Origin of the sequence: Oceanimonas sp. GK1 (assembly GCF_000243075.1) — a bacterium.
Taxonomy (GTDB): domain Bacteria; phylum Pseudomonadota; class Gammaproteobacteria; order Enterobacterales; family Aeromonadaceae; genus Oceanimonas.
In genome coordinates, this window is record NC_016745.1 from 1299492 (window position 1) to 1326008 (window position 26517).

At 62.6% G+C, this 26517-nt stretch carries 28 protein-coding genes and 1 pseudogene; 7 read left to right on the top strand and 22 right to left on the bottom strand.

From position 1 onward, the window contains the following. Positions 1-89: 89 nt before the first annotated feature. The 4 genes from crl (at position 90) to GU3_RS06285 (ending at position 3441) form a co-directional block, all read left to right on the top strand. Positions 90-488 carry a sigma factor-binding protein Crl gene (gene crl / locus GU3_RS06270; protein WP_014291686.1) on the top strand — a complete coding sequence of 133 codons (399 nt, stop codon included), beginning with the start codon at positions 90-92 and terminating at the stop codon, positions 486-488. 103 nt (positions 489-591) lie between these two features. After that, positions 592-1695 (top strand): glutamate 5-kinase, encoded by a 1104-nt coding sequence (gene proB / locus GU3_RS06275; protein WP_014291687.1) that lies wholly within the window; start codon positions 592-594, stop codon positions 1693-1695. Positions 1696-1703: 8 nt separating this feature from the next. Then, positions 1704-2960, top strand: coding sequence for a glutamate-5-semialdehyde dehydrogenase (locus tag GU3_RS06280; RefSeq protein WP_014291688.1), 1257 nt, complete (start codon positions 1704-1706; stop codon positions 2958-2960). A 52-nt stretch (positions 2961-3012) separates the two neighbouring features. Then, positions 3013-3441 carry a hypothetical protein gene (locus GU3_RS06285; protein ID WP_014291689.1) on the top strand — a complete coding sequence of 143 codons (429 nt, stop codon included), beginning with the start codon at positions 3013-3015 and terminating at the stop codon, positions 3439-3441. 41 nt (positions 3442-3482) lie between these two features. On the opposite strand, the gene GU3_RS06290 is transcribed toward GU3_RS06285, so the two are convergent. The 8 genes and pseudogenes from GU3_RS06290 to GU3_RS06325 all read right to left on the bottom strand — a co-directional run. Continuing rightward, positions 3483-3971, bottom strand: a complete 489-nt coding sequence (locus GU3_RS06290) for a protein disulfide oxidoreductase (protein ID WP_014291690.1) — start codon at positions 3969-3971, stop codon at positions 3483-3485. After that, on the bottom strand, positions 3968-6010 hold the full coding sequence (locus tag GU3_RS06295) for a protein-disulfide reductase DsbD (protein WP_041543549.1): 2043 nt from the start codon (positions 6008-6010) through the stop codon (positions 3968-3970). The genes GU3_RS06290 and GU3_RS06295 overlap by 4 nt, the downstream gene beginning before the upstream one ends. Positions 6011-6062: 52 nt before the next feature. Beyond that, entirely contained in the window at positions 6063-6410 is a 348-nt protein-coding gene (locus GU3_RS06300) for a hypothetical protein (RefSeq protein WP_014291692.1), read from the bottom strand. Then, the gene (locus GU3_RS06305; protein ID WP_014291693.1) at positions 6392-6994 is read right to left on the bottom strand and encodes a LysE family translocator; all 603 of its coding nucleotides are present in this window, start codon (positions 6992-6994) and stop codon (positions 6392-6394) included. Before GU3_RS06305 ends, GU3_RS06300 begins: the two co-directional genes overlap by 19 nt. A 116-nt stretch (positions 6995-7110) precedes the next feature. Next, positions 7111-7656, bottom strand: coding sequence for a DUF1439 domain-containing protein (locus GU3_RS06310; protein WP_014291694.1), 546 nt, complete (start codon positions 7654-7656; stop codon positions 7111-7113). A gap of 102 nt (positions 7657-7758) precedes the next feature. After that, positions 7759-8196 (bottom strand): YaiI/YqxD family protein, encoded by a 438-nt coding sequence (locus GU3_RS06315; RefSeq protein WP_014291695.1) that lies wholly within the window; start codon positions 8194-8196, stop codon positions 7759-7761. Continuing rightward, the gene (locus GU3_RS06320; RefSeq protein ID WP_014291696.1) at positions 8196-8597 is read right to left on the bottom strand and encodes a DUF2750 domain-containing protein; all 402 of its coding nucleotides are present in this window, start codon (positions 8595-8597) and stop codon (positions 8196-8198) included. The genes GU3_RS06315 and GU3_RS06320 overlap by 1 nt, the downstream gene beginning before the upstream one ends. A 33-nt stretch (positions 8598-8630) precedes the next feature. Further along, positions 8631-8825, bottom strand: a pseudogene (locus GU3_RS06325) (DUF2061 domain-containing protein); the annotation flags it as partial. A gap of 225 nt (positions 8826-9050) precedes the next feature. Between GU3_RS06325 and aroG the strand changes: the two are divergent. Next, a complete protein-coding gene (aroG, locus tag GU3_RS06330; RefSeq protein ID WP_014291698.1) occupies positions 9051-10106 on the top strand; it encodes a 3-deoxy-7-phosphoheptulonate synthase AroG in 1056 nt (351 codons plus the stop codon). A 143-nt stretch (positions 10107-10249) separates the two neighbouring features. Here the strand turns inward: aroG and lipA are convergent, their stop codons facing one another. The 14 genes from lipA to leuS form a co-directional block, all read right to left on the bottom strand. Then, on the bottom strand, positions 10250-11215 hold the full coding sequence (lipA, locus tag GU3_RS06335) for a lipoyl synthase (protein WP_014291699.1): 966 nt from the start codon (positions 11213-11215) through the stop codon (positions 10250-10252). Further along, a complete protein-coding gene (gene lipB, locus GU3_RS06340; RefSeq protein ID WP_014291700.1) occupies positions 11212-11865 on the bottom strand; it encodes a lipoyl(octanoyl) transferase LipB in 654 nt (217 codons plus the stop codon). The genes lipA and lipB overlap by 4 nt, the downstream gene beginning before the upstream one ends. Positions 11866-11877: 12 nt before the next feature. Further along, positions 11878-12141, bottom strand: coding sequence for a DUF493 family protein YbeD (gene ybeD / locus GU3_RS06345; RefSeq protein ID WP_014291701.1), 264 nt, complete (start codon positions 12139-12141; stop codon positions 11878-11880). Between the two features lie 166 nt (positions 12142-12307). Beyond that, positions 12308-13480: a serine hydrolase gene (locus GU3_RS06350; protein ID WP_014291702.1), complete on the bottom strand. Its 1173-nt coding sequence runs from the start codon at positions 13478-13480 to the stop codon at positions 12308-12310. 70 nt (positions 13481-13550) lie between these two features. Beyond that, positions 13551-14375, bottom strand: coding sequence for a septal ring lytic transglycosylase RlpA family protein (locus GU3_RS06355; RefSeq protein WP_014291703.1), 825 nt, complete (start codon positions 14373-14375; stop codon positions 13551-13553). After that, entirely contained in the window at positions 14359-15330 is a 972-nt protein-coding gene (mltB, locus tag GU3_RS06360; RefSeq protein ID WP_041542987.1) for a lytic murein transglycosylase B, read from the bottom strand. The genes GU3_RS06355 and mltB overlap by 17 nt, the downstream gene beginning before the upstream one ends. A 17-nt stretch (positions 15331-15347) precedes the next feature. Continuing rightward, positions 15348-16448, bottom strand: coding sequence for a rod shape-determining protein RodA (gene rodA / locus GU3_RS06365; RefSeq protein ID WP_014291705.1), 1101 nt, complete (start codon positions 16446-16448; stop codon positions 15348-15350). After that, on the bottom strand, positions 16441-18327 hold the full coding sequence (mrdA, locus tag GU3_RS06370) for a penicillin-binding protein 2 (RefSeq protein WP_014291706.1): 1887 nt from the start codon (positions 18325-18327) through the stop codon (positions 16441-16443). Before mrdA ends, rodA begins: the two co-directional genes overlap by 8 nt. Before the next feature lie 3 nt (positions 18328-18330). Next, positions 18331-18801, bottom strand: coding sequence for a 23S rRNA (pseudouridine(1915)-N(3))-methyltransferase RlmH (gene rlmH, locus GU3_RS06375; RefSeq protein ID WP_014291707.1), 471 nt, complete (start codon positions 18799-18801; stop codon positions 18331-18333). Further along, positions 18798-19142 carry a ribosome silencing factor gene (gene rsfS, locus GU3_RS06380; protein WP_014291708.1) on the bottom strand — a complete coding sequence of 115 codons (345 nt, stop codon included), beginning with the start codon at positions 19140-19142 and terminating at the stop codon, positions 18798-18800. The genes rlmH and rsfS overlap by 4 nt, the downstream gene beginning before the upstream one ends. A 31-nt stretch (positions 19143-19173) precedes the next feature. Continuing rightward, positions 19174-19821 (bottom strand): nicotinate-nucleotide adenylyltransferase, encoded by a 648-nt coding sequence (gene nadD / locus GU3_RS06385; protein WP_014291709.1) that lies wholly within the window; start codon positions 19819-19821, stop codon positions 19174-19176. Further along, on the bottom strand, positions 19818-20840 hold the full coding sequence (gene holA / locus GU3_RS06390) for a DNA polymerase III subunit delta (protein ID WP_014291710.1): 1023 nt from the start codon (positions 20838-20840) through the stop codon (positions 19818-19820). The genes nadD and holA overlap by 4 nt, the downstream gene beginning before the upstream one ends. Further along, positions 20840-21325, bottom strand: coding sequence for an LPS assembly lipoprotein LptE (gene lptE, locus GU3_RS06395; protein ID WP_014291711.1), 486 nt, complete (start codon positions 21323-21325; stop codon positions 20840-20842). Before lptE ends, holA begins: the two co-directional genes overlap by 1 nt. A gap of 89 nt (positions 21326-21414) precedes the next feature. Then, positions 21415-23994 carry a leucine--tRNA ligase gene (leuS, locus tag GU3_RS06400; RefSeq protein ID WP_014291712.1) on the bottom strand — a complete coding sequence of 860 codons (2580 nt, stop codon included), beginning with the start codon at positions 23992-23994 and terminating at the stop codon, positions 21415-21417. Positions 23995-24109: 115 nt separating this feature from the next. Between leuS and GU3_RS06405 the strand changes: the two genes are divergently transcribed. Continuing rightward, positions 24110-24595, top strand: a complete 486-nt coding sequence (locus GU3_RS06405; protein ID WP_014291713.1) for a zinc ribbon-containing protein — start codon at positions 24110-24112, stop codon at positions 24593-24595. Positions 24596-24936: 341 nt separating this feature from the next. Next, the gene (locus GU3_RS06410; RefSeq protein WP_014291714.1) at positions 24937-26517 is read left to right on the top strand and encodes a TolC family protein; all 1581 of its coding nucleotides are present in this window, start codon (positions 24937-24939) and stop codon (positions 26515-26517) included.

Here is a 26517-nt window from a genome sequence, read left to right on the forward strand (position 1 = left end):
GGTGGGCGATTTTTCATCATCGAGGGCGGCCAACCTTTATTATTGGGTGAAAAAGGGTTACATATAGGCCAGTTACCAGGGAGGTGGTTATGAGTGCTGAAAAGGTGAGTCATCAGAAGCTGTTGCGCGTGTTTACGGCCATTGGCCCCTATCTGCGCAGCGAGCAGTCAACGGAGCAGGGCTATTTTTTTGATTGTCTGGCGGTCTGTGCCAGTGCCAAGGTGGCGCCGGAAAAACGCGAATTCTGGGGCTGGTGGCTGGAATTGTCGCCCCGGGGCGAGCAGCGTTTCCAGTTTCACTACCGGCTGGGCTATTACGATGGCGAAGGCCGCTGGCAGGAGCGGGACATTCCCCGCAAGCATGAAGATGAAGTGGCCCGTACCCTGCGCGATTTTTACGACAAGCTCGCCAGCTGCCTTGATGAACTCTCCCTCAGTGCCGGCCCGGCACCGGAGCTTGGCGACAAGCACCTGTTGAGCCCCGCCTGATTTCCGGCGGCCCCAGTGGCCGCAAGAAATGTTTTCTTTTTAGATGATGATTGCCGGCACCATGCCGGCATTGCTGTGTTGTAAAGGAGCCGCAGGGCGTTCGATGAAAGGCAAAACCATTGTTGTAAAACTGGGTACCAGTGTGCTCACCGGCGGCACCCGCCATCTCGACAAGGCGCACATGGTGGAGCTAGTCCGCCAGTGCGCCAGCCTGCACCGGGCCGGGCACCGCATTATTGTGGTGACCTCGGCGGCCATTGCCGCCGGACGCGAGCACCTGGGCTTTCCTACGCTGGCCGGCACCATGGCCAACAAGCAGATGCTGGCGGCGGTGGGGCAGACCCAGCTGATCCAGACCTGGCAGTCGCTGTTCAACATCTATGGCCTGCACGTGGGCCAGCTGCTGCTGACCCGGGCCGATCTGGAAGACAGAGAGCGCTACCTTAACGCTCGGGACAGCCTGCGCGCCCTGCTGGATCACCGCATCATTCCGGTGATCAATGAAAATGACGCCGTCGCCACCAACGAAATCAAGGTGGGAGACAACGACAATCTCTCGGCCCGGGCCGCCATTCTGGCCGAGGCCGATCTGCTGATCCTGCTGACCGATCAGCGCGGCCTGTTTACCGCCGACCCGCGCAACAACCCCGATGCCCAGCTGATCGAGGAAGTGCAGACCATCGACGACACCCTGCGCAAACTGGCCGGCGGCAGCGTCAGCGGCCTGGGCACCGGCGGCATGGCCACCAAGCTGCAGGCCGCCGACGTGGCCCGCCGGGCCGGGGTGGACGTGGTGATCGCCACCGGCCAGATCCCGGAAGTGGTGGGCCGGCTGGCGGCCGGCGACCGGGTGGGCACCCGGTTTCCGGCCCTGGCCACCCCGCTGGAAAGCCGCAAGCGCTGGATCCTGGCCGGGCCGCCGCCCCACGGTGAAATTCACGTCGACGCCGGCGCGGTGAGCGCGGTGATGGACAAGGGCTCCAGCCTGCTGCCCAAAGGCATAGTGAAGGTGGAAGGGCGTTTTCGCCGGGGCGAGGCGGTGCGCATCGTCAACCCCGACGGCCGGGAGCTGGCCCGGGGCATCTGCCGCTACGACGCGCAGGATCTGCAACGCATTAAAGGACAACACTCAGACCAGATTGAAACCCTGCTGGGCTATGGCTACGGCAGCGTCGCCATTCATCGCGACGATCTGGTGCTTTTGTAGGAGATAACATGGACTTACAACACATGGGCCGCGCCGCCCGCGAAGCTTCTTACCTGCTGGCCGAGGCCAGCACCAAGACCAAAAATGCCGCATTGGTGGCCATGGCCGACGCCCTGGAAGAGCACGCCGACGCCATTCTGGCCGCCAATGCGCAGGATCTGGACGCCGCCCGGGAAAACGGCATCGGGGAGGCCATGCTCGACCGGCTGATGCTCAACCCCGCGCGGCTCAAGGCCATTGCCGACGATGTGCGCAATGTGGTGCGGCTGCCGGATCCGGTGGGCGCCGAGCTGGAATCCCGGGTGCTGGAAAACGGCATGCGGCTGTCCCGCCGCCGGGTGCCGCTGGGGGTGGTGGGGGTGATCTACGAGGCCCGTCCCAATGTCACCATCGACATTGCCGCCCTGTGCCTGAAAACCGGTAACGCCAGCATATTGCGCGGCGGCCGGGAAACCTTTCACACCAACCAGGAGCTGGTGAAAGTCATTCGCCAGGCCCTGGCCGCCTGCTCGCTGCCCGAGTCTTGCGTGCAGTACATCGGCGAGCCGGGCCGGGAGTGGGTAAGCGGTCTGCTCAAGCTGGATCAGTACGTGGACATGATCATTCCCCGCGGCGGTCCCGGTCTGCACCAGTTGTGCAAAGAGCAGGCCACCATTCCGGTGATCATCGGCGGTTTTGGCATCAGCCACACCTATGTGGACGACAGCGCCGATCTGACCCGGGCCATTGAGGTGATCGACAATGCCAAGACCCACAGGCCCAGTGCCTGCAATGCCCTCGACACCCTGCTTGTGCACGAGGCGGTGGCGGCCGAGCTGCTGCCTGCCCTGAGCACCCGCATGGCCGACAAGGGCGTGAGCCTGGTGGCCTGTGCCCAATCGCTGCCGCTGCTGCAGTCCGGTTCGGCCACCGTGCGCGCCGCCGGCGACAACGACTTCGACACCGAGTGGCTGAGCCTGACCCTAGGGGTCAAGCTGGTGAGCGGTGTGGAGGCGGCACTGGCCCACCTGCGCCAGTTCAATGCCAGCCACTCCGATGCCATTCTCACCAACAGCCTGGCCAGTGCCGAGCGGTTTGTGAACGGTGCGCCCTCGGCGGCGGTCTATGTCAATGCCTCCACCCGTTTTACCGATGGTGCCCAGTTTGGCCTGGGGGCCGAGGTGGCGGTGTCGACCCAGAAGCTGCACGCCCGGGGCCCCATGGGGCTGGAAGAGCTGACCAGCTACAAATGGGTAGGCCAGGCGGATTACCTGATCCGCCAGTAAGCGCCGGGCCCGCTGGGGCCCCGCTTTGTTGTTGCGAGGGGAGAGGAGTATTATGCCGTCCAAGTTGCTGGATGCCCTGTTGCTGGCGATGCCCTTGTCGCCCACGCTGGAGTCCTGGCGTCAGCACCTGATCAACCACCTCAACTACCCGGTACAGGGGGCCCAGAGCCTGTTTATCGGCGATCCTGTGCTGGTGATAGTGTCGTTCCAGCCAGACCGGGCCGAGGTGCTGCTGCCGTCCATGGAGTGGCGTCACCATGATATGCAGACCACCAAACCCAGCTCACGGGGCGTGGTGGATGAGCGCAGCGGCAGTCTGGAGCAGTTGCTGGCGCTGGTGGATGAGTGCATCGCGTTGCGGCTGAAGTCGTTTCACGAATGCAGCCGCTGTGGCAAACGCTGTGCCCCCGAGGCGCTGGGATCCCTGATGGGCGAGCCCACCTGCCGGGACTGCCTCAAGGGCCGGCGGGTGCTTTTCTGAAAAAGAAGTGAATAGGGATTGGTGAATAGGGAATCGTATCCCTAGTCCCCGATCCGAACCAGCCAGCGCCGAAGCAGCATGCCCGGCAGGGTGGTAAAACCGGTAGTGGCCAGTTTCAGCTCGCCCTGGTGCACCACCATCAGGGTGGGGGTGACGCCAATGCCCAGGCGGCGCGCCAGCCGGTTGTCCGCATCATTAATCACCTCAAAGTCATGGCCCTTGCCGGCCATATAGGCTGCGACCTTTTGGTCGCTGCCCGAGGCGATGGCAATGCTCATCACAGTGCCCGGCACCAGGTTGACCATGGGGGATACCAGCCGGCACACGCCGCACCAGCTGGCCCACACATAAAGCAGCACCGGCTCCTGCCGGCTTTGGGCCGCCAGATCCACGGTGTTGCCGTCCAGGGTGGTCAGGGTGCCCAGCACCTCGGCCGAGGCGGGCAGATCCCGGCTGCGCCACAGATCCACCGCCGTCATCACCATGAACATCAGCAGGGCATAGCCCAGCAGCCGTTTCAGCCGGCTCATCGAGCCGCCTCCAGTGCCGACATCACCCGCTCCGTGGTCAGCAGGACTTCCAGCGCCTGGCCATCGGGGGAGCCCGGGCCGAACACCTGATTAAAGGGAATGCCGGCCCGGCCGTGGGCACGCAGGTAGTCGGTGATGGCCGGATTGGGCCGGGTCCAGTCGCCCTGCATCAGCACCACGTCATTCTGGCTGAGCGCGTCGTAGACCGGATCCCGCTGAATAACGCCAATCTTGTTGGCCTGGCAGGTAATGCACCAGTCGGCGGTGATGTCCACGAACACCCGCTTGCCGGCGGCCACTTCCCGTTCGATGCGGGGAATGTCCAGAGGCTGCCAGGCCAGCGCCGGATTGGCCGGGCTGACCCAGCGCTCCTGGGTCAGCAGGGCCACGCCGCCGAGCACGGCACCCGCCAGGCTGATGCCGGCCAGGCCAAACAGCAGGGCCTGAACGCCATGGCGGCGCAACAGCGACCACAGCGGCAGTACCACCAGCAGGGCACCCAGCAACAGGCTGAGGGGCGTTCCCAGGGTAGGCGTGAGCAGCGACAGCAGCCACAGGCTGGTGGCCAGCAACATCAGGCCAAACAGCCATTTGACCTTGACCATCCAGGGGCCGGGTTTGGGCATCAGGCGCACAAAGCCCGGAAAAGCCGCCAGCAGCAGCCAGGGTAGGGCCATACCCAGCCCCAGGCCGGTAAAGATGGCGATCAGCACCAGCGGCGACGACGCCAGCGCCGCCGCCACCGCCGTGCCCAGAAAGGGCGCGCTGCAGGGAGTGGCCAGCAGGGTGGCGAACATGCCCTGCATCAGGTGGCTGCCGCCGCCACCGGGGCCCGTGGCCAGCCAGGTGCTGAGTCGGCTGGGCAGGTGAATTTCAAACAGCCCGAACAGGTTGAGGGAGAACAGCGCGGTGACCGCCAGCATAAAGCCGATAAAGCCCGGTTGCTGGAACTGAATGCCCCAGCCCAGCTGCGCGCCGGACCAGGTCAGCACCAGCATGAAGGCCGCCAGTCCCCAGAACGACAGCATGATGCCGGCGGCGGAGAGCAGCAGCGGGCGGCGCACTTCGGCCCGGCTGCGTTGGCCCAGCAACAGGCTGTTGAGCTTGAGTCCCAGCACCGGCAGCACGCAGGGCATGACGTTGAGGATCAGCCCGCCCAGCAGGGCGTAGCCCAGTGCCAACCACAGGCCGGCCTGGGCGTGGCCGGTGGCCGGCAGCGCGCCCCGGGCGACGGTGACGGTGAGCTCTTCGGCCAGGTTGGCGTCGGCCACGGTCACGGTAAGGGGAGCGCCGTCGAGGTTGAGTTCGGGATCCCAGCTGTTGACGTTAAAGCGGGCCTCCAGTCGCTCGCCATTGACGCTGAGCACCGGCTGGCTGAACACGGCGGTGTCGGTATCGTCGATAAAAACGACCGGGTCACGCCAGCCAGCGGAATGGTGCAGTTCCACCGAGACCCGCTCCCGGCCGGCATCCCAGCGGCCGTCACCGGCCTGCACGCGAGAGGCTGGGCGGGGCACTCGGGACAGGGCCTGCTGAAAGTCATGGTTGGTGGTTTCATTCAGTGCCAGACTCGGGTCGAGGGGCAGCGACAGGGCGTATTCGGTGAGCACACAGATGGTGGTGCAGCTCGGCAGGGTCAGGGTGGCGTTCAGCACCGCCGGCTCACCGGCATTGGCCGGGGTGATCAGCAGCGGAAAGTTCACATCCTGCTGGTAGCCCTGGGTTTCTATGCCCAGCAGGTGAAAACGTTCGGGCAGGGGCCAGCGCCAGTCCAGCCCGGCGATGTTGGTCGAGTCCTGCCACTCCAGGCGGGGGGCGATGCCGCCCTCGCCGGGGGAGCGCCAGTAGGTTTTCCAGTCGTCGGCCAGCTTGACCTGCAGCAGGGCCGCATACTGGCCGTTGGCGCTATCGAGCGGGCCATTCTGCACCAGCCGCACCTGCACTGGCGGGTGGTCGGGCGCCTGCAGCCAGCCGGTGTCGGCGGCCTGGGCGGTGAGGCTGGCAAGCAGCAGTAAACACAATGAAAAAAGTCGGTACACGTTGAATTCTCCGGTCATCAAAGCCAAGCATAAGGGGAGTGGGCCTTGACTGTCATTCCCGGAATACGCACAGCACCAGGTGACGCCGGTATTCGGGGACCGGCTCGGGAGGTGGAATGGGTTGCCGGCCATGGCGGCGCGCCGGGGTCAGCCACCAGCTCAGCAGGGCGAACAGGCCCAGCAGCAGGCTGTCGGGATGATCCCAGAAGTGGGTCAGCAACTGCTCCGACAGCGAGCAGCCTTCACCGTCGGTCTGGCCGACGGCGTCGTGGGATTGTTCCAGGTGGGCCTGCTGAGCGCAGTGGTGCAGCAGGCCGATGCGCTGGCCCAGGCAGAGCACGCCCACCAGCAGCACCAGCGCCATGGCCAGTTGCGCCCGGCTCAGCCCAGCGCCAGCCACAGGGCGACTCCCAGCATCAGGCTGCCGGCAATGCGGTTCATCAGCTGTACCTTGCCCTTTTGCTGCAGTACCCGGCTTAAGGTGCGGCCGCCGCTGGCATACAGCAGCAGGCAGATGAACTCCAGAGTCAGAATAATCGACACCAGGGTCACCAGCTGGCCGGCCAGCGGTGCCTGATTATCGATAAAGGGCGGCAGCAGGGCGATGAAAAAGGCCCAGCCCTTGGGGTTGGCAATGGCGGTGACAAAGCCCTGACTGACCAGGGAGGCGGCGGGAATATGGCGCGGACCGACATCCACCGGGTTGAGGGCCAGCTTACCCCGGGAGCGCCACAGCTGAAGCCCAAGCCAGGCCAGATAGAGGCCGCCGCCGTATTTGAGCAGCAAAAACAGCTGGGGATATTGCAGCATCAGCGCGGCCACGCCAATCACCGCCAGGCAGGCCACCAGACCCACGCCGGCCAGCTCCCCCAGCATCATCCACAGGGCGCGCTTTACCCCCACCGTCATGCCCAGGGAAAGGGCCAGGGTCATGCACATGCCGGGGGTTACCGACACAAAGAAAAAGGTGGGCACAAACACCATTAAAACCGCCGCGTTAATAGGTCACCTTCCTGACAATAGGGCTATGGTTTAACACAATGTGCGTCATTGTAGGCTAGGTGCCGCATATTAAGCCAGCGTCGGGTGTGGTGGTCGCATCAGTCGCCGAAGCGGGGGCTCAGCACCAGCCGGCCGGGGACGATGTCCAGGGCCACGGGCACGTTTTTTACCCAGCGGTAGCGGCTATCGTCCAGCCGGTACACCGGCTGGTTTTCCAGCACGGCGCGCACCAGCTGCATCATGCCCGCCGAGGCGGCGGCCACGTCGCCCTGGTAGCCAAAGGCGTTGACCTGGCTTTTGAGCAGGGCGAGATCCCGAATAAAGATGGCATTTTTCTGCCGGTCGTACACCGGGCGGCCTTCAAGCTGCAAATCCAGGGCGGCGGGAAAACGGGCGATCAGGGCGTTGATGGCGGTTTCACCGCGAATGTCGAGGCGCACCACCTCGCGGCTGTCGGGGCCAATGGTGAGATCCAGGTTGTCGATGCGGGTTTCCACCAGCCCCTGGGTAAAGCGGGGCGCCTGCTCTTCCAGCTGGGTGTAGAGTGCCTTTTCCAGCTCGCTTTCGGAGACGCTGTACTGGCTGAAACTGGCGCAGGCGCTCAGCAGCAGCGCACTCAGGGCAAGGGTAAGGGTTCTGAACATGGTGTACCTCTGTTTGAAGGAAAGACGTAAGATGTGAGAGGTAAGAAGACAAAGCAAATCCTCACACCACGTCTTACATCTCACGTCATACGTTTTTACGTCTCACCGCAGCAGCCGATCAAGCTGGTTGGCAAAGGCCTGGCGGTCGGCCTGGCTGAGAGTCGGCGGGCCACCGGTCTGCACGCCGCTGGCACGCAGGGTGTCCATAAAATCGCGCATGGTCAGTTTGGCGCGAATGGTGCCCTTGTCAAAGCGCTCACCCCGGGGGCTGAGCACCTCGGCGCCCTTGTCCAGGGCCTCGGCGGCCAGGGGAATATCGGCGGTGATCAGCAGATCGCCGGGCTCGAGGCGCTGCACGATTTCGTTGTCGGCCACGTCAAAACCTTTCGCAACTTGCAACTGGCGCACCAGCTTTGAGGCCGGTACCGGCAACACATGGTTGGCCACCAGAATAAGCGGGGTGCCGGTGCGTTCGGCGGCACGCAGCAGGATCTCCCGGATCACCTTGGGGCAGGCATCGGCGTCGACCCAGATCTGCATCAGTTGCGCCGCCCCAGCGACTTTTTGCGATCCAGAGCGTCTTTCAGCTCATAAGGCTCCACCACCACCCCGGTTTCGTCGGCGGTGGGAAAGACCGCCACCAGCAGCTCGTCGTCGGTCATGCCGGGTACCCAGCGCTTGAGCCACACGTTGAGGCTGATGGCCTCGGGAGTGCAGTCTTTCCAGTCGCCTACGGCCCAGTCTTTGGCGTAGTCGGCATGGGGCCACACCGGAATGCAGTCTTCGTCATCGTCGGTGGTCAGCATCATGCAGCCGTGCTCGTCGGTGAGGATCCAGATTTCTTCCTGCTCGCATACCCGGTTGACGAAGTGGTTGAAGCGCTCGTCATCGCCGAGGGCGAGCACGGTGGCTTTGTCTTGTTCTGTGAGGGAGTAACTCATGCCAATTCTCGCTAAGGGAAATGTGACGCATGTTCACATTGCCGGGCCGGTCTTGTCCAGCTTCGCCTTGCCAAAGCGGCTCCAGGCCCGCTCGTGAAAGAAGTAGGCGACGGTATTGATCATGGGCTCGACCAGCGCGATCAGACCGCCTACCAGCAGGCTGCCGGAGATCAGCCAGGCCACGGTCAGGGCCACGGTAAAATGGACCAAGGCAAAGGTAAGAGTCTTGTACATGGCGCGGTTCTCCATTACCAAATTCATAAGTAAATAGTAATGGTTATCAGTTAATGCGCTAATCGTTCTTTTTTATCGGCTCCATCGGTGGTTCCTGTCAAACAAATGGCGTCGGGAGGCAATAGAGCGTTTACAGCCGGACCCTGCTCGGGATAGATTGAAAACAAGTCTTTTCGATAGAAACGAGCGAGAAGCTCGGAAATTCAAGCAGGATGGCTCATGCATTTTCAAACCGACGATATCCGCATTAACGAAATCAAAGAATTGCTGCCGCCGGTGGCCGTGCTGGAAAAATATCCGGCCACCGACACCGCTTCGGCCACCGTGTTTGAATGCCGCGAGGCCATCCACCGCATTCTGACCGGCGAAGACGATCGCCTGCTGGTAGTGATCGGCCCCTGCTCCATTCATGACACCAAAGCCGCCATTGAATACGGCAAGCGCCTCAAGGTGCTGCGTGAGCGCTATGCCGACACCCTGGAAGTGGTGATGCGGGTGTATTTTGAAAAACCGCGCACTACCGTGGGCTGGAAGGGGCTGATCAATGACCCTTATCTCGACAACAGCTTTCAGATCAACGATGGTCTGCGCATCGGCCGCAAGCTGCTGCTGGATCTCAACGACATGGGCCTGCCCACCGCCAGCGAGTTTCTCGACATGATCACCCCCCAGTACCTGGCGGATTTGATGAGCTGGGGCGCCATCGGCGCACGCACCACCGAATCCCAGGTGCACCGCGAGCTGGCCTCGGGCCTGTCGTGTCCGGTGGGCTTCAAGAACGGGACCGACGGCACCATCAAGGTGGCGGCCGATGCCATTGGCGCCGCCAGCGCCTCGCACCACTTTCTGTCGGTGACCAAGTTCGGTCATTCGGCCATCGTCTCCACCGCCGGCAACCCGGACTGCCACATCATTCTGCGGGGCGGCAAGGAGCCCAACTACAGTGCCGAGCACGTGGCCGCGGTGTGCGCCGGGCTGGAAAAAGCCGAATTGCCGCAAAAGTTGATGATCGACTTCAGTCATGCCAACAGCAGCAAGCAGTACCAGCGCCAGATGGTGGTGGCCGAGGATGTGTGCGGCCAGCTCGCTGCCGGCCAGCGAGCCATCATGGGGGTGATGGTGGAAAGCCACCTGGTGGAAGGCCGTCAGGATCTGCAGGAAGGCTGCGAGCTGACCTACGGCCAGAGCATCACCGACGCCTGCATCGGCTGGAACGACACCGAGAGAATGCTGGCGCAACTGGCAGAAGCCGTGGCTGCCCGCCGCCAGGCGTGAACGTTTGACGTAAGACGTGAGGGGCAAGGTGTGAGGCGTTGCCCCTGATCTGAACAACAAAAAAGGAGCCGTTAGGCTCCTTTTTTGATGCTGGTTGACGTGGATTTTTCGTCTAACGTCTCCGCGTCTCACCTTTCACGGGCTTATTTCACTTCCACACCCTGGGCCTGCAGATCGGCGTGGTAGGACGAACGCACGAAGGGGCCGCAGGCGGCATGGGTAAAGCCGATGCTGTCGGCGACCTCTTTCAGCTCGTCGAACTCCGCGGGCGGCACGTAACGCTTCACCGGCAGATGGTGACGGCTGGGCTGCAGGTACTGGCCCAGGGTCAGCATGGTGACATTGTGCTCGCGCAGATCCTTGAGCACCTCCACGATTTCCTCGTTGGTCTCACCGAGGCCCATCATCAGGCCCGACTTGGTGGCCACCTGGGGGTGCATTTCCTTGAACCGGCGCAGCAGCTCCAGCGACCACTTGTAGTCGGCACCGGGGCGAGCCATGCGGTACAGGCGCGGGGCGGTTTCCAGGTTGTGGTTGAACACGTCCGGCGGGGTGTCCTTGAGGATCTCCAGGGCGGTGTCCATGCGACCGCGAAAGTCCGGGGTCAGGATCTCGATTTTGGTGTTGGGGCTCTGCTCGCGAATGGCGCGAATGCAGTCGGCAAAGTGCTGGGCCCCGCCGTCGCGCAGATCGTCCCGGTCCACCGAGGTGATCACCACGTACTTGAGACCCAGCTCCCGAATGGTCTTGGCCAACTTGGCGGGCTCTTCCGGATCCACGGGCAGCGGGCGGCCGTGGGCCACGTCGCAGAAGGGACAGCGGCGGGTACAGATGGCACCCAGGATCATAAAGGTGGCGGTGCCGTGGTTAAAGCACTCGGCCAGGTTGGGGCAGGACGCCTCCTCACATACCGAGTGCAGGTTGTTCTCGCGCATGATGTTCTTGAGGCCCTGTATGCGCTGGTTGCTGGGAGGAAGCTTGATCTTCATCCACTCCGGCTTGCGCAGCACTTCCTCTTCCTGGTCGGGCAGGTGTTTGACCGGGATCAGGGCCATCTTGTCGGCGTCACGCAATTTTACGCCGGGTTCGACGCGTACGGGTTTGCTCATAATTTCACTTTCTCTGTGGTGTAGAAGAGGTGTTGATAGCCCAGCCGTTCCGCCAGCAGGGGAACCAGGCGGGACTGGGCTTCATCGAGGGTCTGGGGGCCACCCAGGGCACTGCACTGGGTCATGGCCATGCCCGCATAGCCACAGGGGTTGATGCGCAGAAAGGGGCTCAGATCCATGTTGACGTTCAGGGCCAGGCCATGAAAAGAGCAGCCGCGCCGTACCCGCAGGCCGAGGGAGGCAATCTTGCTGTCGGCCACATACACGCCGGGGGCGTCGGGCTTGGCGTAGGCCTCGATCTGGTATTCCCCCAGCAGGCCGACGATGGAGTCTTCCATGGCGGTGACCAAGTTGCGCACGCCCAGTTTCTTGCGGCGCACATCCAACAGCAGGTAGAGCACCAGCTGACCGGGGCCGTGGTAGGTCACCTGACCGCCACGATCGGCCTGGATCACCGGAATGTCGCCGGCGTTGAGCACATGCTCGGCCTTGCCGGCCTGGCCCTGGGTGAACACCGGCAGGTGCTCCACCAGCCAGAACTCGTCACCGGTGTCGCCATTGCGCTGATCGGTGAAGGTCTGCATGGTGTGCCAGACGTGCTCGTAGGACGCCAGTCCCCAGTGTCTGATGGTGAGTTTGTCCTGCTGCATGAGAAAGTGACCTCAGAGAACGTACTTGACCAGCTCAATCTTGCCGAGCTCGGTATACAGCAGCTCGACATGCTCCTTGCTCTGCACCATGACATGCACGCTCACGGAGTGGTAATTGCCCTTGCTGCTGGGGCGGACCTTGGGACTGTAGTCGCCGGGGGCGTGTTGCTGCAACACCTCCACCACCAGGTCGGGCAGGCGCTCGTCGGCCAGGCCCAGCACCTTGAACGGAAACCGGCAGGGAAAGTCGAGCAACTCATCAAATTTGGTATTCATGGCAACCTTTGAAAACGGCAGTATTCGATTGGGAATGGAGGCAATATCCATCACCCTTGGCGCATTTTTATCATAAACGCGGCTAATTCGAAACCGACAACTTGCAGGGTCTTTTGGACGGGAAACAAGAAAATGGGGCCGGATGAATACCGGCCCCATGGTGCTATCAGTTGAACAACCCTTGAATCAGCAGGGTAATGTAGTCGATCAGCCGGCTGAACAGGCCGCCCTGTTCAATGTCTTCCAGGGCCACCAGCGGCACAGTGGCGACGTCCTTGTCACCCAGCTTGAGGTGCAGGGTACCGACCCGCTCACCCTTGGCCAGGGGCGCCTTCAGTGCCTGATCCAGAGTGAAATCGGCCTGCAGGCTCTGGGCCTGGCCGCGGGGAATGGTGACCGCCACCGCCTTGTCCACGCCCAGGGCCACGGTGTCTTTATCCCCCATCCAGATCTGCTGATCCACCAGCTTGCTGCCGGCCTCGTAGGGGGTCAGGGTCTGGTAGAAGCGAAAACCGTAGGTCAGCAGCTTCTTGCTTTCCGCTGCCCGGGCCCGCTCGTTGGCGGCGCCCATCACCACGGCGATCAGCCGCATGTCGTCCTTGGTGGCGGAAGACACCAGGTTGTAACCCACGGCCTCGACATGGCCGGTCTTGATGCCATCCACGTTCAGGGACTGGTCCCACAGCAGGGAGTTGCGGTTGTGCTGGGTAATGCCGTTGAAGGTAAACGACTTCTCGGCATAGATGGCGTATTCCTCCGGCACATCACGGATCAGCGCCTGGCCCAGCAGCGCCATGTCGCGGGCGGTGGTGTACATGTCCTCGCTGTGCAGGCCGTGAGGGGTCACGAAATGGCTGTCGTTCATGCCTAAGCGCGCGGCCCAGGAGTTCATCAGATCGGCAAAGGAGTTGACGCTGCCGGCCAGGTGTTCGGCCACGGCCACGGTGGCATCGTTGCCGGACTGAATGATGATGCCGCGGTTGAGATCGTCAACGCTGACCTGCTTGCCCACCTCCAGGAACATCACCGAGGAGCCGGGAAAATTCTGGGCCCAGGCGGCTTCGCTGATGGTGACCAGGTCATCGCGCTTGACCTTGCCTTCCTCCAGCGCCTGGCCAAGGATGTAAGAGGTCATCATCTTGGTCAGGCTGGCCGGGGGCAGTTTTTGATCGGCGTTTTCCGACACCAGCAACTGGCCGCTGGCATAGTCCATCAGTACATAGGACTTGGCGGCAATGGCCGGCGGCTCGGGGATCATGGACACCGAGGTTTGTGCCTGGGCGGCAAAGGACATCAGGCCGGCAATGGCGAGAGTAGGCAGAGTGTTAACCGTACGCATAAGGTGAGTCAGACCCTTGTTTGAAAAATGAATGGGCAAGGTGTGCCGTTAAAAATACGTTGAAATCCGTTTACTTCAGGAAATATGCCTGTTCATAGCCTTCGGCGATCAGCCGGGCCAGAAGATCGTCCGTCTGGGTTGCCGGGATGGGCCCCATTTGCAGCTTGTACCAGTCGGACTGGTGCTCCACCCGTGCGGGGAAACCATACTCCCTGCTCAGACGGGCGGCAAGCTCCTTGGCCTTGTCGCCGGAGCGGGTGGCCAGCAACTGAATGTGCCGCCCGGGCCCCTGGTTGGCCAGGCGCACGTCTTCCTTGCTGGGGGCGACCTTGATCAGCTCCACCTTTACCGGCGCCGTGCCCTTGCCGAGCATGCCCAGTTTCCAGGCGGCGGCATAGGACAGGTCGATAATGCGGCCGTCGTGAAAGGGGCCGCGATCATTGACCCGCACCACCACCTGCTTGCCGTTTTCGGTGTTGGTCACCCGCACGAAAGACGGCAGCGGCAGGTTCTTGTGAGCGGCGGTCATGGTGAACATGTCGTACACCTCGCCGTTGGAAGTGTGGTAGCCGTGAAACTTGGCACCGTACCAGGACGCCATGCCCTCGTCCTTGTAGTTCTGCACGTCCCGCCACACTTCATAGTCCTGGCCCCAGACGTTGTAGTCCTTGTTGCCCTGGCGGCTGTAGGGCTCAAAGCGGGGCTGAGCGTCCTTGACGTGGGACATGTCCGGCATTTCGCCCGGCGCCATGTCTTTGCGCATGCTGTAACGGCCGCCGGCGGTTTCCCGATCGTAGGCGTCGTCCTGAGTTTGCTTGGGCGCCTCGGGTTGGCTGCTACAGGCGGCCAGCAACAGGGCCGCCAGCGGCAATACACGTTTAAAGCTGTTGTTCATGGGCTTGCCTGATTGCTTCACTCAGTTGGTAGACCGCCATGGCGTACAGCGGACTGCGGTTGTAGCGGGTGATCACGTAAAAGTTGTGGCGCACCACCCAGTATTCCGGGCCCTCGGCACCGTCGAGCTTCAGCAGCTTGACCGGGGTATCGGGCGCCAGTTCGGCCTCGGTGCCGACGCCGGCGGCGGCCAGCTCTGCCCAGCTGTAGTCGAGCTCCAGCGCGGCGGAGAGCAGTGCCTCGGCGGCCTCTGGGTCGGTAACGGTGGCGCGGTGGGCCACGGGCTCATTCGGCTGCCACTTGTGCTCATGAAAGTAGTTGGCGACGCTGCCGATGGCATCGGTGGCCTCAAACAAGTTGATGTGGCCGTCCTGGTCAAAGTCCAGCGCGTAGTGGCGGTAGCTGGAGGAAATAAATTGGCCCATGCCCATGGCGCCGGCATAGGAGCCTTTTTGCTCGTCAAGCGTCCATTGCTGCTGCTCGGCCAGCTTCAGGTAGTGGCCGAGCTCGGAGCGGAAAAAGGCGCCTCTGGGTGGGTAGTGAAAGCCGAGGGTATACAGGGCATCAAGCACCTTGTGGCTGCCCATGTGGGCGCCGTAGAAGGTTTCCACCCCGATGATGGCGGCGATGATCTGGGGGGGCACCTGCAGCTCTTTTTCGGCCCGGGCCAGCAGGGCGGCGTGCTCGTGCCAGAAGGCCGCGCCCTGCTCAATGCGCTTGTCGGTGAGAAAGATGGGGCGGTACTGGTGCCAGGGCTTGGCTTCGGCGGGCCGGGTCATGGCGTCGATGATCGGCTGCTGGTATTGCGCCTGGGCCAGGGCCTGGTTCAGCGCCTCCTGAGACAGCTCGAACTTGCCGGCCAGCTCATCGAGCCACTGTTGTTGCTCCGTGACCGTCGGCGCCGCCGAGGCCGACATTGATAACCACACTGCCGCAGAAAGAAGGGCGAGGCGCATCTAGGGTTCCTTGTCTGTTATTTCGCCAACAGGCGCTTGTGAGTATGAACGGACATGAGAATGCCAAATCCGGCCATCAGTGTCACCATGGAGGTGCCGCCGAAACTGATCAGCGGCAGCGGCACCCCCACCACCGGCAGCAGGCCGCTGACCATGCCGATGTTGACGAACACGTACACGAAAAAGGTCAGGGTCAGGGCGCCGGCCAGCAGGCGGGGAAAGGCCCCCTGGGCCTGCACCGAAATCTGCAGGCCGCGGCCGATGATAAACAGGTACATCAATATCAGCAGGCTGACGCCCACCAGGCCGAACTCCTCGGCCAGCACCGCGAAAATGAAGTCGGTATGGCGCTCGGGCAGAAACTCCAGCTGGGACTGGGTGCCGTGCAGCCAGCCCTTGCCCCAGATACCGCCGGAGCCGATGGCAATCTTGGACTGAATAATATGATAACCGGCGCCCAGGGGATCGCTTTCCGGGTTGAGCAGGGTCAGCACCCGTCGCTTCTGGTAGTCGTGCATCAGAAAGTACCACAGTGCCGGCAGAAAGGCGGCCAGGCCTGTCAGCGCCAGCAGGATCAACCGCCAGGGCAGGCCGGCGAGAAAGATCACGAACAGCCCCGAGGCGGCCACCAGCACCGAGGTGCCCAGATCCGGCTGCTTGGCAATCAGCAGCGTGGGCACCAGCACCAGGGCAAAGGCGATGGCCACGTGCAGCAGGCCGGGGGGCAGGGGGTAGCGGCTGATGTAGGCGGCAATGGTAATGGGCATGGCCAGCTTGAGCGCCTCCGAGGGCTGAAAGCGGAAGCTGCCGATTTCCAGCCAGCGCTGGGCGCCCTTGCCGATGTCCCCCACCAGCAATACCAGCACCAGCAGTATTACTCCGATAATAAACACCGGCGGTGCCCAGCGGGCATAAAAGCTCGGTGAAAACTGGGCCAGCACTACCATGACGGTGAGCGACAGTCCAATGCGCATGCCCTGGCGGGTGACCGCCTGCAGATCTTCGCCGGTGGCGGAGTAGAGGATCACCATGCTGGCGCCGAGCAGCAGCAGCAGGCCCGCCAGCAGCGGCCAGTCCAGGTGCAGGCGTTCTCCCAGGGAGCGTTGATGCTTATTCATCGGCGATGACTTCCTCGTCGGACAGGGCGGCGGGCGCCAGATAGGCGTCGAGCATGGCGCGGGCGAGGGGAGCGGCGTGGGTACTGCCGCCGCCGACGTTTTCCAGCACCACCGAGACCACCGCCTCGGGATTTTCAAAGGGAGCAAAGGCCACGAACAGGGCATTGTCGCGCAGGTGTTCCCGCAGGCTCTGGTGATCGTACTGCTGGTTTTCCGCCAGGCTGAACACCTGGGCGGTGCCCGACTTGCCGCCGGCGACGTAGGCGGTGTCCTTGAAGGCCTTGCGTGCCGTGCCCTCGGTGCCGTTGACCACCCGCCACATGCCGGTGAGCGCCACCTTCCAGTAGTTGTCCTGCTTGAGCACGATGGGCTCGCCATGGCTGATGGGCATGCTCACTTTGTTGCCGTTGAGCACAATGGCATTAAGCAGGCGCGGGTGCACGGTGTCGCCGTGGTCCACCATGATCGAGGTGGCCCGGGCCAGCTGCAGCGGGGTGGCGGTCCAGTAGCCCTGGCCAATGCCCACCGAAATGGTGTCCCCCTGGTACCAGGGCTGTTTGTGGCGGCGCTGCTTCCAGTCCCGGGACGGCATGATGCCGGTGGCTTCTTCGTGCAGGTCGATGCCCGAGGCCTGGCCAAAGCCAAAGCGGCTCATGTAGTCGTGCATGGTGTCGATGCCGGTGCGGTAGGCCAGGTCGTAGAAAAAGGTATCGGCGGAGATTTCGATGGCCCTGAACACGTCCATCCAGCCGTGGCCCCAGCGCCGCCAGTCGCGGAATTTGCGCTTGGTGTTGGGGATCTGAAAAAAGGGCCCGCCGAAATAGCGGGTGGAGGGGGTGATGGCCCCCTCGTTCAGCCCCATTACCGACAGCATGGGCTTGACGGTGGAAGCCGGGGCGTAAATGCCCTGGCTGGCGCGGTTGATCAGCGGCCGATCCGGGTTTTCCAGCAGCGCCTTGTAGTCGGGACCGCTGATGCCGTGCACGAACAGGTTGGGGTCGTAGCTGGGGTTGGACATGATGGCCAGCACCTGGCCGTCTTTGGGGGTCATCAACACAATGGCGCCGCGCTGGCCTGCCAGCAGTTTCTGGGCCTGCTGCTGCAGCCTGATGTCGAGGTTCAGGTAGATGTCGCTGCCGGGCACCGGGGGCTCGTATTTGAGGGTACGGATCACCCGGCCCCGGTTGTTGACCTCCACCTCCTGGTAGCCGACGTGGCCGTGCAGCAGATCCTCGTAGTAGCGCTCGACCCCCAGCTTGCCGATGTCCCGGGTGGCGGCGTAATTGGCCAGCTTGTTGTCTTCCCGCAGCCGCTCCAGATCCCGGTCGTTGATCTTGGCCATGTAACCCAGCACGTGGGTCAGGGTGTCCTGGTAGGGATAGTGGCGCTTGAGATAGGCCTCGATGGCGGCGCCGGGAAACTTGTGCTGGTTGATGCTGAAGCGGGCCACCTGATCTTCATTCAGCCGGCTGACCAGCACCACCGGATTAAAACGGCGGTTACGGCGCACATCATGAAAAAAGCGTTCCTTCAGTTCCGGATCCAGTTCCAGCAGCGCGATCAGGGCGTCGACGGTGGCCTCCAGATCCCCGGCTTTTTCCGGGGTGATCTCCAGGCTGTAGATGGGCCGGTTTTCCGCCAGCAGCACGCCGTTGCGATCATAGATCAAGCCCCGGGTGGGGGCGATGGGCACCACCTTGATGCGGTTGTCGTTGGAGCGGGTCTGGTAGCTCTGGTGCTGGTTCACCTGCAGGTGGTAGAGGTTGGCAAACAGCACCCCCATCAGCAGCACGATGGCAATAAAGGACACCAGGGTGCGGCGCCAGTGCAAGGAGGATTCGGCGACATGGTCGCGCATTTTTACCCGGGACCTGGCCATGGCTTACTCCCGGTGGTAGGGATGGTTGTTGTTGATGCTCCAGGCGCGGTAGAGGCTTTCCGCCGCCACCACCCGCACCAGGGGATGGGGCAGGGTCAGTGGCGACAGTGACCAGGACTGCTCGGCCGCGGCCTTGCAGGCCGGCGCCAGCCCTTCCGGGCCGCCGATAAGGATGGCCACGTCGCGGCCATCGTGCTGCCAGCGGGTAAGCTGGCCGGCCAGTTGCTCCGTGGTCCAGGGTTTGCCGGGAATGTCGAGGGTGACGAGGCAGGCCGACTTGCTGACGGCAGCCAGCATCTGCTCGCCTTCCTTGTGCAGAATGCGTTCGATATCGGCGTTCTTGCCGCGCTTGCCGGCGGCAATTTCAACCAGTTCCAATGGCATGTCCCGGGGAAAGCGGCGCTGGTATTCCTGAAAGCCCGTGGTTACCCAGGCCGGCATTTTGGTGCCGACCGCCACCAGCTGCAGCTTCATCCGGCCATGGCTCCGGCCGTGCTGCCGCCCCAGAGTTTTTCCAGTTGATAGAAGTCACGGGTTTCTTCCTGCATCACGTGCACGATGGCCTCACCCAGATCTACCAGTACCCATTCGCCCGCGCCCTGGCCTTCAATGCCCAGCAGGTGCAGGCCGGCATGCTTGGCCTCGGTGGCCAGGTGATCGGCGATGGAGTTGACGTGGCGGCTGGAGTTGCCGGAGCAGATGATCATGCAGTCGGTGATGGTGGATTTGCCGGTGACGTCCAGTACGCGAATGTCGCGGGCCTTGAGATCGTCCAGTTTGTCGACGATGAAATCGTGCAGTTCTTTGTCTTGCAAGCGTGCATTCTCCTCGGTGAAACAGCGTAAATTATACCACGGACCCGATATAGAGTCCCTGTTGTCGAATATAGTTCGCTACCCCATCCGGCAACAAATATTGCGGATTGTTCCCCCGGCGGATGCCCTCGCGGATCTGGGTGGACGACACCTCCAGCTCCGGGTTGTCGAGCAGGAAAATATGGCCGGCGGGGGCGCGGTGCAGGCGTTCGCGATCCCGGGTGCCGTGGCGCCGGTACAGCCGCTCAAGGGCGTCGTTGAACTCGGGTTGCCAGCCGGGCCTGTGGCTTACCACAAGATGGGCGTAATCGAGCAGCTCCTGCCAGCGGTGCCACTTGTCCAGGCTGCACAATGAGTCCATGCCCATGATAAAGCACAGCGGTCGCGCGCCCAGCTCGGCGCGCAGCTCGATCAGGGTGTCAATGGTGTAGGAGGGCGTGGTGCGGTGCAGCTCCCGCTCGTCCACCGTCAGCCCGGGGGTGGCCGCCGCCGCCAGGCGAGTCATGGCCAGGCGGTGACCGGGGGCACTGTCGGGCGTGGCCCGGTGGGGCGGAATATGATTGGGCAGCAGCCGTACTTCACTCAGGCCCAGTTGTTCCTGCGCCTGAATGGCGGTGCGCAGGTGGCCGACATGAATGGGGTCGAAGGTGCCCCCCAGCAATCCGATGGGTGCAGTCATGGCAATATCATGGGCTTGTTGTCGTCAAGAAACCCCACGCACAGCGCCTGCAGCCAGCGCCAGGCGGCGTCGTCATCAAAGGCCGCCACGGCGGCGTCGGCGGCGGCCAGCATGCGCGCGAGGGCGGCGAGCTTGGGGGCCCGCAGCCGGTTCAGGGCCGCCTGCATCAGGGGCTGGCGGCTGGACCACACATGCAATGCGGCGGCGGCCTGGTGAAAGGACTGGCCGCCGGCCAGGGCCGCCTGCAGGGCTTGCAGGGTGGTGAGTTCTTTCGCCAGCAAATGGCAAAGCATGCCCGCTTCCACTCCTTCCTGGCGCAGTTGCAGCAAAATGCGGCAGCCCCGTTTGACCTTGCCCTGCAGCAGCGGATCCAGCAACTGAAAGGGATTGAAGTGGTAGTGGGGCTGCACCGCCTGCTGCAGGGCCGCCAGGGTCAGCGGCTGGGGCAGGTCGAGCAGGGCGAGCTTTTCTATCTCGCCGGCGGCGGCCAGCAGGTTGCCTTCAAAGGCCAGGGTCAGCCAGTGCAGGGCATCGGGCTCGGCCGAGAGATGATGGCGGCGCAGGCGCTGCTCCAGCCAGCGGGTCAGCTGGCGGGCGTCCGGGGTGAATACCGGCACCACCGGGCCAGCCTCGGCCAGCGCCTTGTACCAGGCGGTTTTCTGCTGTTGTTGGTTGAGGCGGGGGCCGCTTACCAGCAACAGCAGGTCGGGATGGCACTGGCGCAGCAGTTCCCGCAGCCGGTCGGAGCCGGTGCGGTCGAGCTTGTCGGGCAGGGTCAGTTCGATAATCTGCCGACGGCTGAACAGGCTCAGGGTCTGGCTGGCGTCAAAGATGGCGTCCCAGTCCAGGCCGTCGTCGGCGTCGAACTTGTGGCGTTCATCAAAGCCCTGGGCCCGGGCGGCCCGGCGCAGCTCGTCGAGGGACTCCTGTTTGAGCAGGGGGTCGTCGCCATAAACGAAATAGCAGGGCGCCAGCCCTGCCTGAAGATGTTTGCCCAGTTGCTCGGGATACAGACGCATCAGAACGACAGACGACTCAGCTGACGCAGGATCTGCTCGGCGGCTTCCTGCTCCATCTGTTCCCGCAGCTGCTGCTGCTCCCGGCTGGAGGCCAAGGCCTGGGCCGACTTGTCGAGAAAGCTGCGGTTAAAGGCCACATTGAACACCTGACGCGGCTCGTCGGGCATGTCGAGGGTAAAGCGGGTGCCAAAGCGCATGGCGTATTCCAGGGTATCGCCCCGGGGATTGATCGAGGCGGTGGTATTGGCCTGGCCCAGCGGGGCTATGGTCAGCACCGGGGTGTCGCCGTCGTTGTCCACCAGCACCACACCGGCGCGCAGCAGGCGGGCCGACACCAGCCGGTAGAACTGGGTCTTGTCGTCACCACTGAGCACCAGCCGCTGCAACTCGGGGGGCAGGTTGTCGCCGCTTCTGAGCTGAAAGCCGCAACCGGCCAGCACCAGGGTGAGCGACAGCAGCATAATGGCCTTGATTCGAGTGAGCATCACAACTCCTTGATTCTGCCGTGAGGAGTGAAGGGTGAGGAGTGAGGCGTTTGCTCCTCTCTCCTTTCACCTCACTCCTCACCGTCTGGTCAGTTGGCCACGATATTCAGCAGTTTGCCGGGTACGTAGATGACCTTGCGAATGGTCTTGCCATCCAGGTGGCGGGCCACGTTGTCATCGGCCTTGCCGGCGCTTTCAACCGCGTCCTGGCTGGCATCGGCGGGCACGGTGACTTTGCCCCGCACCTTGCCGTTGACCTGCACTACCACCAGCTTTTCGTCTTCCACCAGGGCCTCGGCATCCACCACCGGCCAGGCGGCGTGATCGATGTCGGTGTGGCCCAGGGCACGCCACAGCTCAAAGCAGGCATGGGGCACGATGGGATGCAGCATCACCACCACGGCCTCCAGCGCTTCCTGCAACAGGGCGCGGTTCTGCTCGTCGCTCATGTCCACCTTGGCCAGGTGGTTCATCAGCTCCATGATGGCGGCGATGGCGGTGTTGAAGGTCTGGCGGCGGCCCACGTCGTCGCTCACCTTGGCAATGGTCTTGTGCAGCTCCCGGCGCAGGGTCTTCTGCTCACTGCTCAGCCCGCTCAGGTTCAGGGCCGGAGCGGCGCCGTGGGACTGGTGCTCGAACACCAGCTTCCACAGCCGCTTGAGGAAGCGCTGGGCGCCTTCCACTCCGGAGTCGGACCACTCCAGGGTCATGTCGGCGGGAGAGGCGAACATCATGAACAGCCGCACGGTGTCGGCACCGTACTTGTCGACCATGACCTGGGGGTCGATGCCGTTGTTCTTGGACTTGGACATTTTGGTCATGCCGGTGTGCACCAGCTCGCGGCCGTCCTTGTCGGTGGCCTTGCTGATGCGGCCCTTTTCGTCCCGCTCCACTGTCACGTCCAGCGGGCTGACCCAGGTGCGGCCGCCCTTGTCGTCAATATGGTAGAAGGCGTCGGCCAGCACCATGCCCTGGCACAGCAGGCGCTTGAACGGCTCGTCGGACTCCACCAGGCCGGTGTCGCGCAGCAGCTTGTGGAAGAAACGGGCGTAGAGCAGGTGCATGCAGGCGTGCTCGATGCCGCCGATATACTGATCCACCGGCAGCCAGTAGTTGGCCTTTTCCACGTCCAGCATGCCCTGATCGTAGTCGGGGCTGCAGTAGCGGGCGTAGTACCAGGACGACTCCATAAAGGTGTCAAAGGTGTCGGTTTCCCGCAGCGCCGGCTGGCCGTGATAGGTGGTTTTGGCCCACTCGGGATCCGCCTTGATCGGGCTCTGAATGCCGTCCATCACCACGTCTTCCGGCAGCACCACCGGCAGGGACTCTTCCGGCGCACCGACGACGGAGCCGTCTTCCAGGTTGAGCATGGGAATGGGCGCACCCCAGTAACGCTGGCGGCTCACGCCCCAGTCGCGCAGGCGGAAGTTGACGGTGCGCCGGCCCAGGCCTTTTTCTTCCAGGGTTCTGGCGATGGCGTCAAAGGCCTGCTCGAAGTTCATGCCGTCGAATTCATTGGAGTGGAACAGCAGGCCTTTTTCGGTGAAGGCCTCCTGGCTTACGTCCAGTTCGCTGCCGTCGGCGGGCTTGATCACCGGCACGATGTCGAGGCCGTATTTGGTAGCGAACTCGTAGTCACGCTGGTCGTGGGCGGGCACCGCCATCACGGCGCCGGAGCCGTAATCCATCAGCACGAAGTTGGCGACCCAAATAGGCACCTGCTTGCCGGTGAGCGGGTGCACCGCCATCAGGCCGGTGGCCATGCCCTTTTTCTCCATGGTGGCCATGTCGGCCTCGGCGACTTTGTTGTGCTTGCAGTCGTCGATAAAGGCGGCAAGTGCAGGGTTGTTTTCGGCGGCCTTGGCGGCCAGCGGATGGCCCGCGGCAATGCCCACATAGGTCACACCAAACAAAGTGTCGGGGCGGGTGGTGTACACCTCAAAGCCGTCGTCGGCGCCGGCCACATCAAAGCGCAGGGTCACGCCCTCGCTGCGGCCAATCCAGTTGCGCTGCATGGTTTTCACCTGCTCGGGCCAGCCTTCCAGCTCGTCGATGTCGCGCAGCAGCTCATCGGCGTAGTCGGTGATTTTGATGAACCACTGGGGAATTTCCTTTTGCTCCACCGGGGTATCACAGCGCCAGCAGCAGCCGTCGTTGACCTGCTCGTTGGCGAGCACGGTTTCGTCGTTGGGGCACCAGTTGACCGAGGAGGTCTTCTTGTAGACCAGGCCCTTTTCATACAGCTTGGTAAAGAACCATTGCTCCCAGCGGTAGTATTCGGGGGTGCAGGTGGCCAGCTCTCTGTCCCAGTCGTAACCAAAACCCAGTCGCTTGAGCTGGTTTTTCATGTAGTCGATGTTTTCGTAGGTCCAGGGCGCCGGCGCGGTTTTGTTGTTGATGGCGGCGTTTTCGGCGGGCAGGCCAAAGGCATCCCAGCCGATGGGTTGCAGCACGTTTTTGCCCTGCAGTCGCTGGTAGCGGGAGATGACGTCGCCTATGGTGTAGTTACGGACGTGCCCCATATGTAGCCGACCTGAAGGGTAGGGGAACATGGACAGGCAATAGAACTTGTCTTTGCCGGGCTGCTCCGTGGCCTTGAAGGTCTGCTGCGTGTCCCAGTGGCGTTGCACCTGGGGCTCGATATTCTGGGGATTGTATTGCTCTTGCATTATGACGTCCGGTTCCGTAAATGAGTGGTAACACCAGCGATAAATCGGCATAGAATACCTTAGGGGGTAGTCAGCAACAATAGCTCACCCCGGGCCTGCCTGAGAGGACAAGACCATGAGCGAACAAGACGACAAACACAGAAAAGGTTACGACGCCTTTGTGGAAGAGTTGCAGCGACAGTGGGAAATGGCAGAGAACACCACCATTCGTGAAGCGGTGGAAAAGACCCAGGCCTACATGGAGGCCGCGGGGGATCTGACCAAGGACGAGCTGGCGCTGATCGCCGAATACGTGAAGCGGGATCTGGCCGCCTTCGGTGATGAAAAGGGCGGTTTTCGCGACAGCCTGTTTTACCGCCGGATCAGTGAAACCGTCTGGGGCTGGCTGGCCGGGGTGACCGACAAGAGCCAGCTGGAATGGCAGGAGCTGGGCGAAGATCTGGCGCACCACGGCGAATACCAGGCCGGTGAAGTGGTGGGCCCGGGCCTGTACGACTGTACCCTCTGTGCCCACCGCCATGAAGTGACTCATCCGGTGGTGCTGACCACCTGCCTGGAATGCGGCCACCACACCTTTATTCGCCATCCGCTCACGCCCTGACCGTGCTGGCATCTTGTGCGGACATATTTTGCTCCACTAGCGAAAGAATCTGTCGTATTTTCATTTGAAACTTCACCACCGCAATGTTAACGTTTGTGCGTTTTTAATACGCACTTTTGTCGGGTTACTCATGGACGATGGCTCGCGTTTGCAAGGCTGCTCTTACTGAACAGTCGGGAATCGGGGAGCCCGTTCCGCAGCATTTCGTATTCGACTCCTTCGCTCTTGTCCTACCTGCCCGCTTTTTTGAATTCACAAAGCGTCAATCGTTGTTGGCTAACATCAGCCTGCGTGCATGCGGCCAGACGGATGCTGGCTCCCGAACATTAAGAGACTGATACATGTTTAAAAAGACCTTGCTTGCCTCCTCACTGGTGCTGGCCATCAGTGGCTGTGCCGTGACCCCGGAAAGGATTTCTTCAGAACACATCAACGGCACCGTACAGGCCGATCTGGCCCGGCTGGCCGACGAGCAGGAGCAGGTGCAGGGCAGCATAGGACTGGAGGAAGCCATTGCCCGGGCGGTGCGCAACAACCGGGACAGAAAACTGAAGGCACTGGAGTCGGCCATGGAGCAGGGGCAGCTGGAACTGGTCCGCCATGAAATGTTGCCCAGCCTGGCGGCATCAGCCGGTTATTCTGCCCGCAGCAATTATGCCGCCTCGGCCAGTGTGCCGTTTGACAATGGCCAGCCGGCGCCATTGGGAGACAACCCTTCCTACTCCATCTCCCAGGACAAGCAGCGTTCCACCTATGATCTGGCCCTGAGCTGGAATGTGCTGGATTTCGGCCTGTCTTATGTGCGTGCCGGACAACATGCGGATCGCTACCTGATTGCCCGGGAGCGGGAACGCAAGGTGGCCCACAATATCGTGCAGGAAGTGCGCGGTGCCTACTGGCGGGCGGTGTCGGCCGAGCGACTGCTGCAGAAAATCGATCCGCTGATCAGCCAGGCCGGCTCCGCCCTTAATGACTCCCGCCGGGTGGAGCTGTTGCAGTTGCGCTCGCCGATGGAAGCCCTCTATTACCAGCGTGAGCTGCTGGATGTATTGCGGGCCCTGCAGACGCTGAAACAGGATCTGGCCAACGCCAAAACCGAGCTGGCCGCCCTGATGGGCCTGAAACCGGGCACTGCATTTGAACTGCAGGATGTCGAGCAGCCGGATTTTGACATACCCGCCCTGACGGTAACGCTGTCGACCATGGAAGAGCTGGCGCTGACACAGCGCCCCGAGCTGATGGAAACCTATTATCAGCAGCGAATTTCCGCCGCCGACACCCGTGCCGCCCTGCTGAAAATGTTGCCGGGAATCAGCCTGACCGCCGGCGCCTACCACGACAGCAGTGATTACCTGCTGAACCAGGACTGGACCAGCCTGGGCGCCCAGGTGAGCTGGAACCTGTTTGATGTCTTCAAGGTGGGCAGTGAACGACGGCTGGCCAACACCCGGGAAGCGATCGCCGAAGAGCAGCGGCTGGCTTCCTCCATGGCGGTATTGACGCAGGTGCACCTGGCCAATATTCGCTATCAGGAGTCACAAAAGTCCTTTGAACTGGCCGATCGTTATCTGCAGGTGGCCAGCCGCATCAGCGAGCAGACCGCCAATGCCGCCCGCATGAAGCGAGGCTCGGAGCTGGAGCTGATCCGCGAGTCGCTCAATACCCTGCTGGCCGAGCTGCGCCGGGATGTGGCTTATGCGGATCTGCAAAACAGCTATGGCCGTATCTTTATGACCATGGGCATGGATTTACTGCCCGAAGACTATGCCCAGGGCAGTGTAAAACAATTGTCTGACACTATTGGTGCCCGTTTTGAGCGTTGGCAGCGAGGCGAGCTGGCGGAGGCCGGTGTCGAGGCGCCGGCCGGGAACACGACACCGGCTTCGGCCAACAACGATGCCAAACACGCCGAGGGGGCCTGA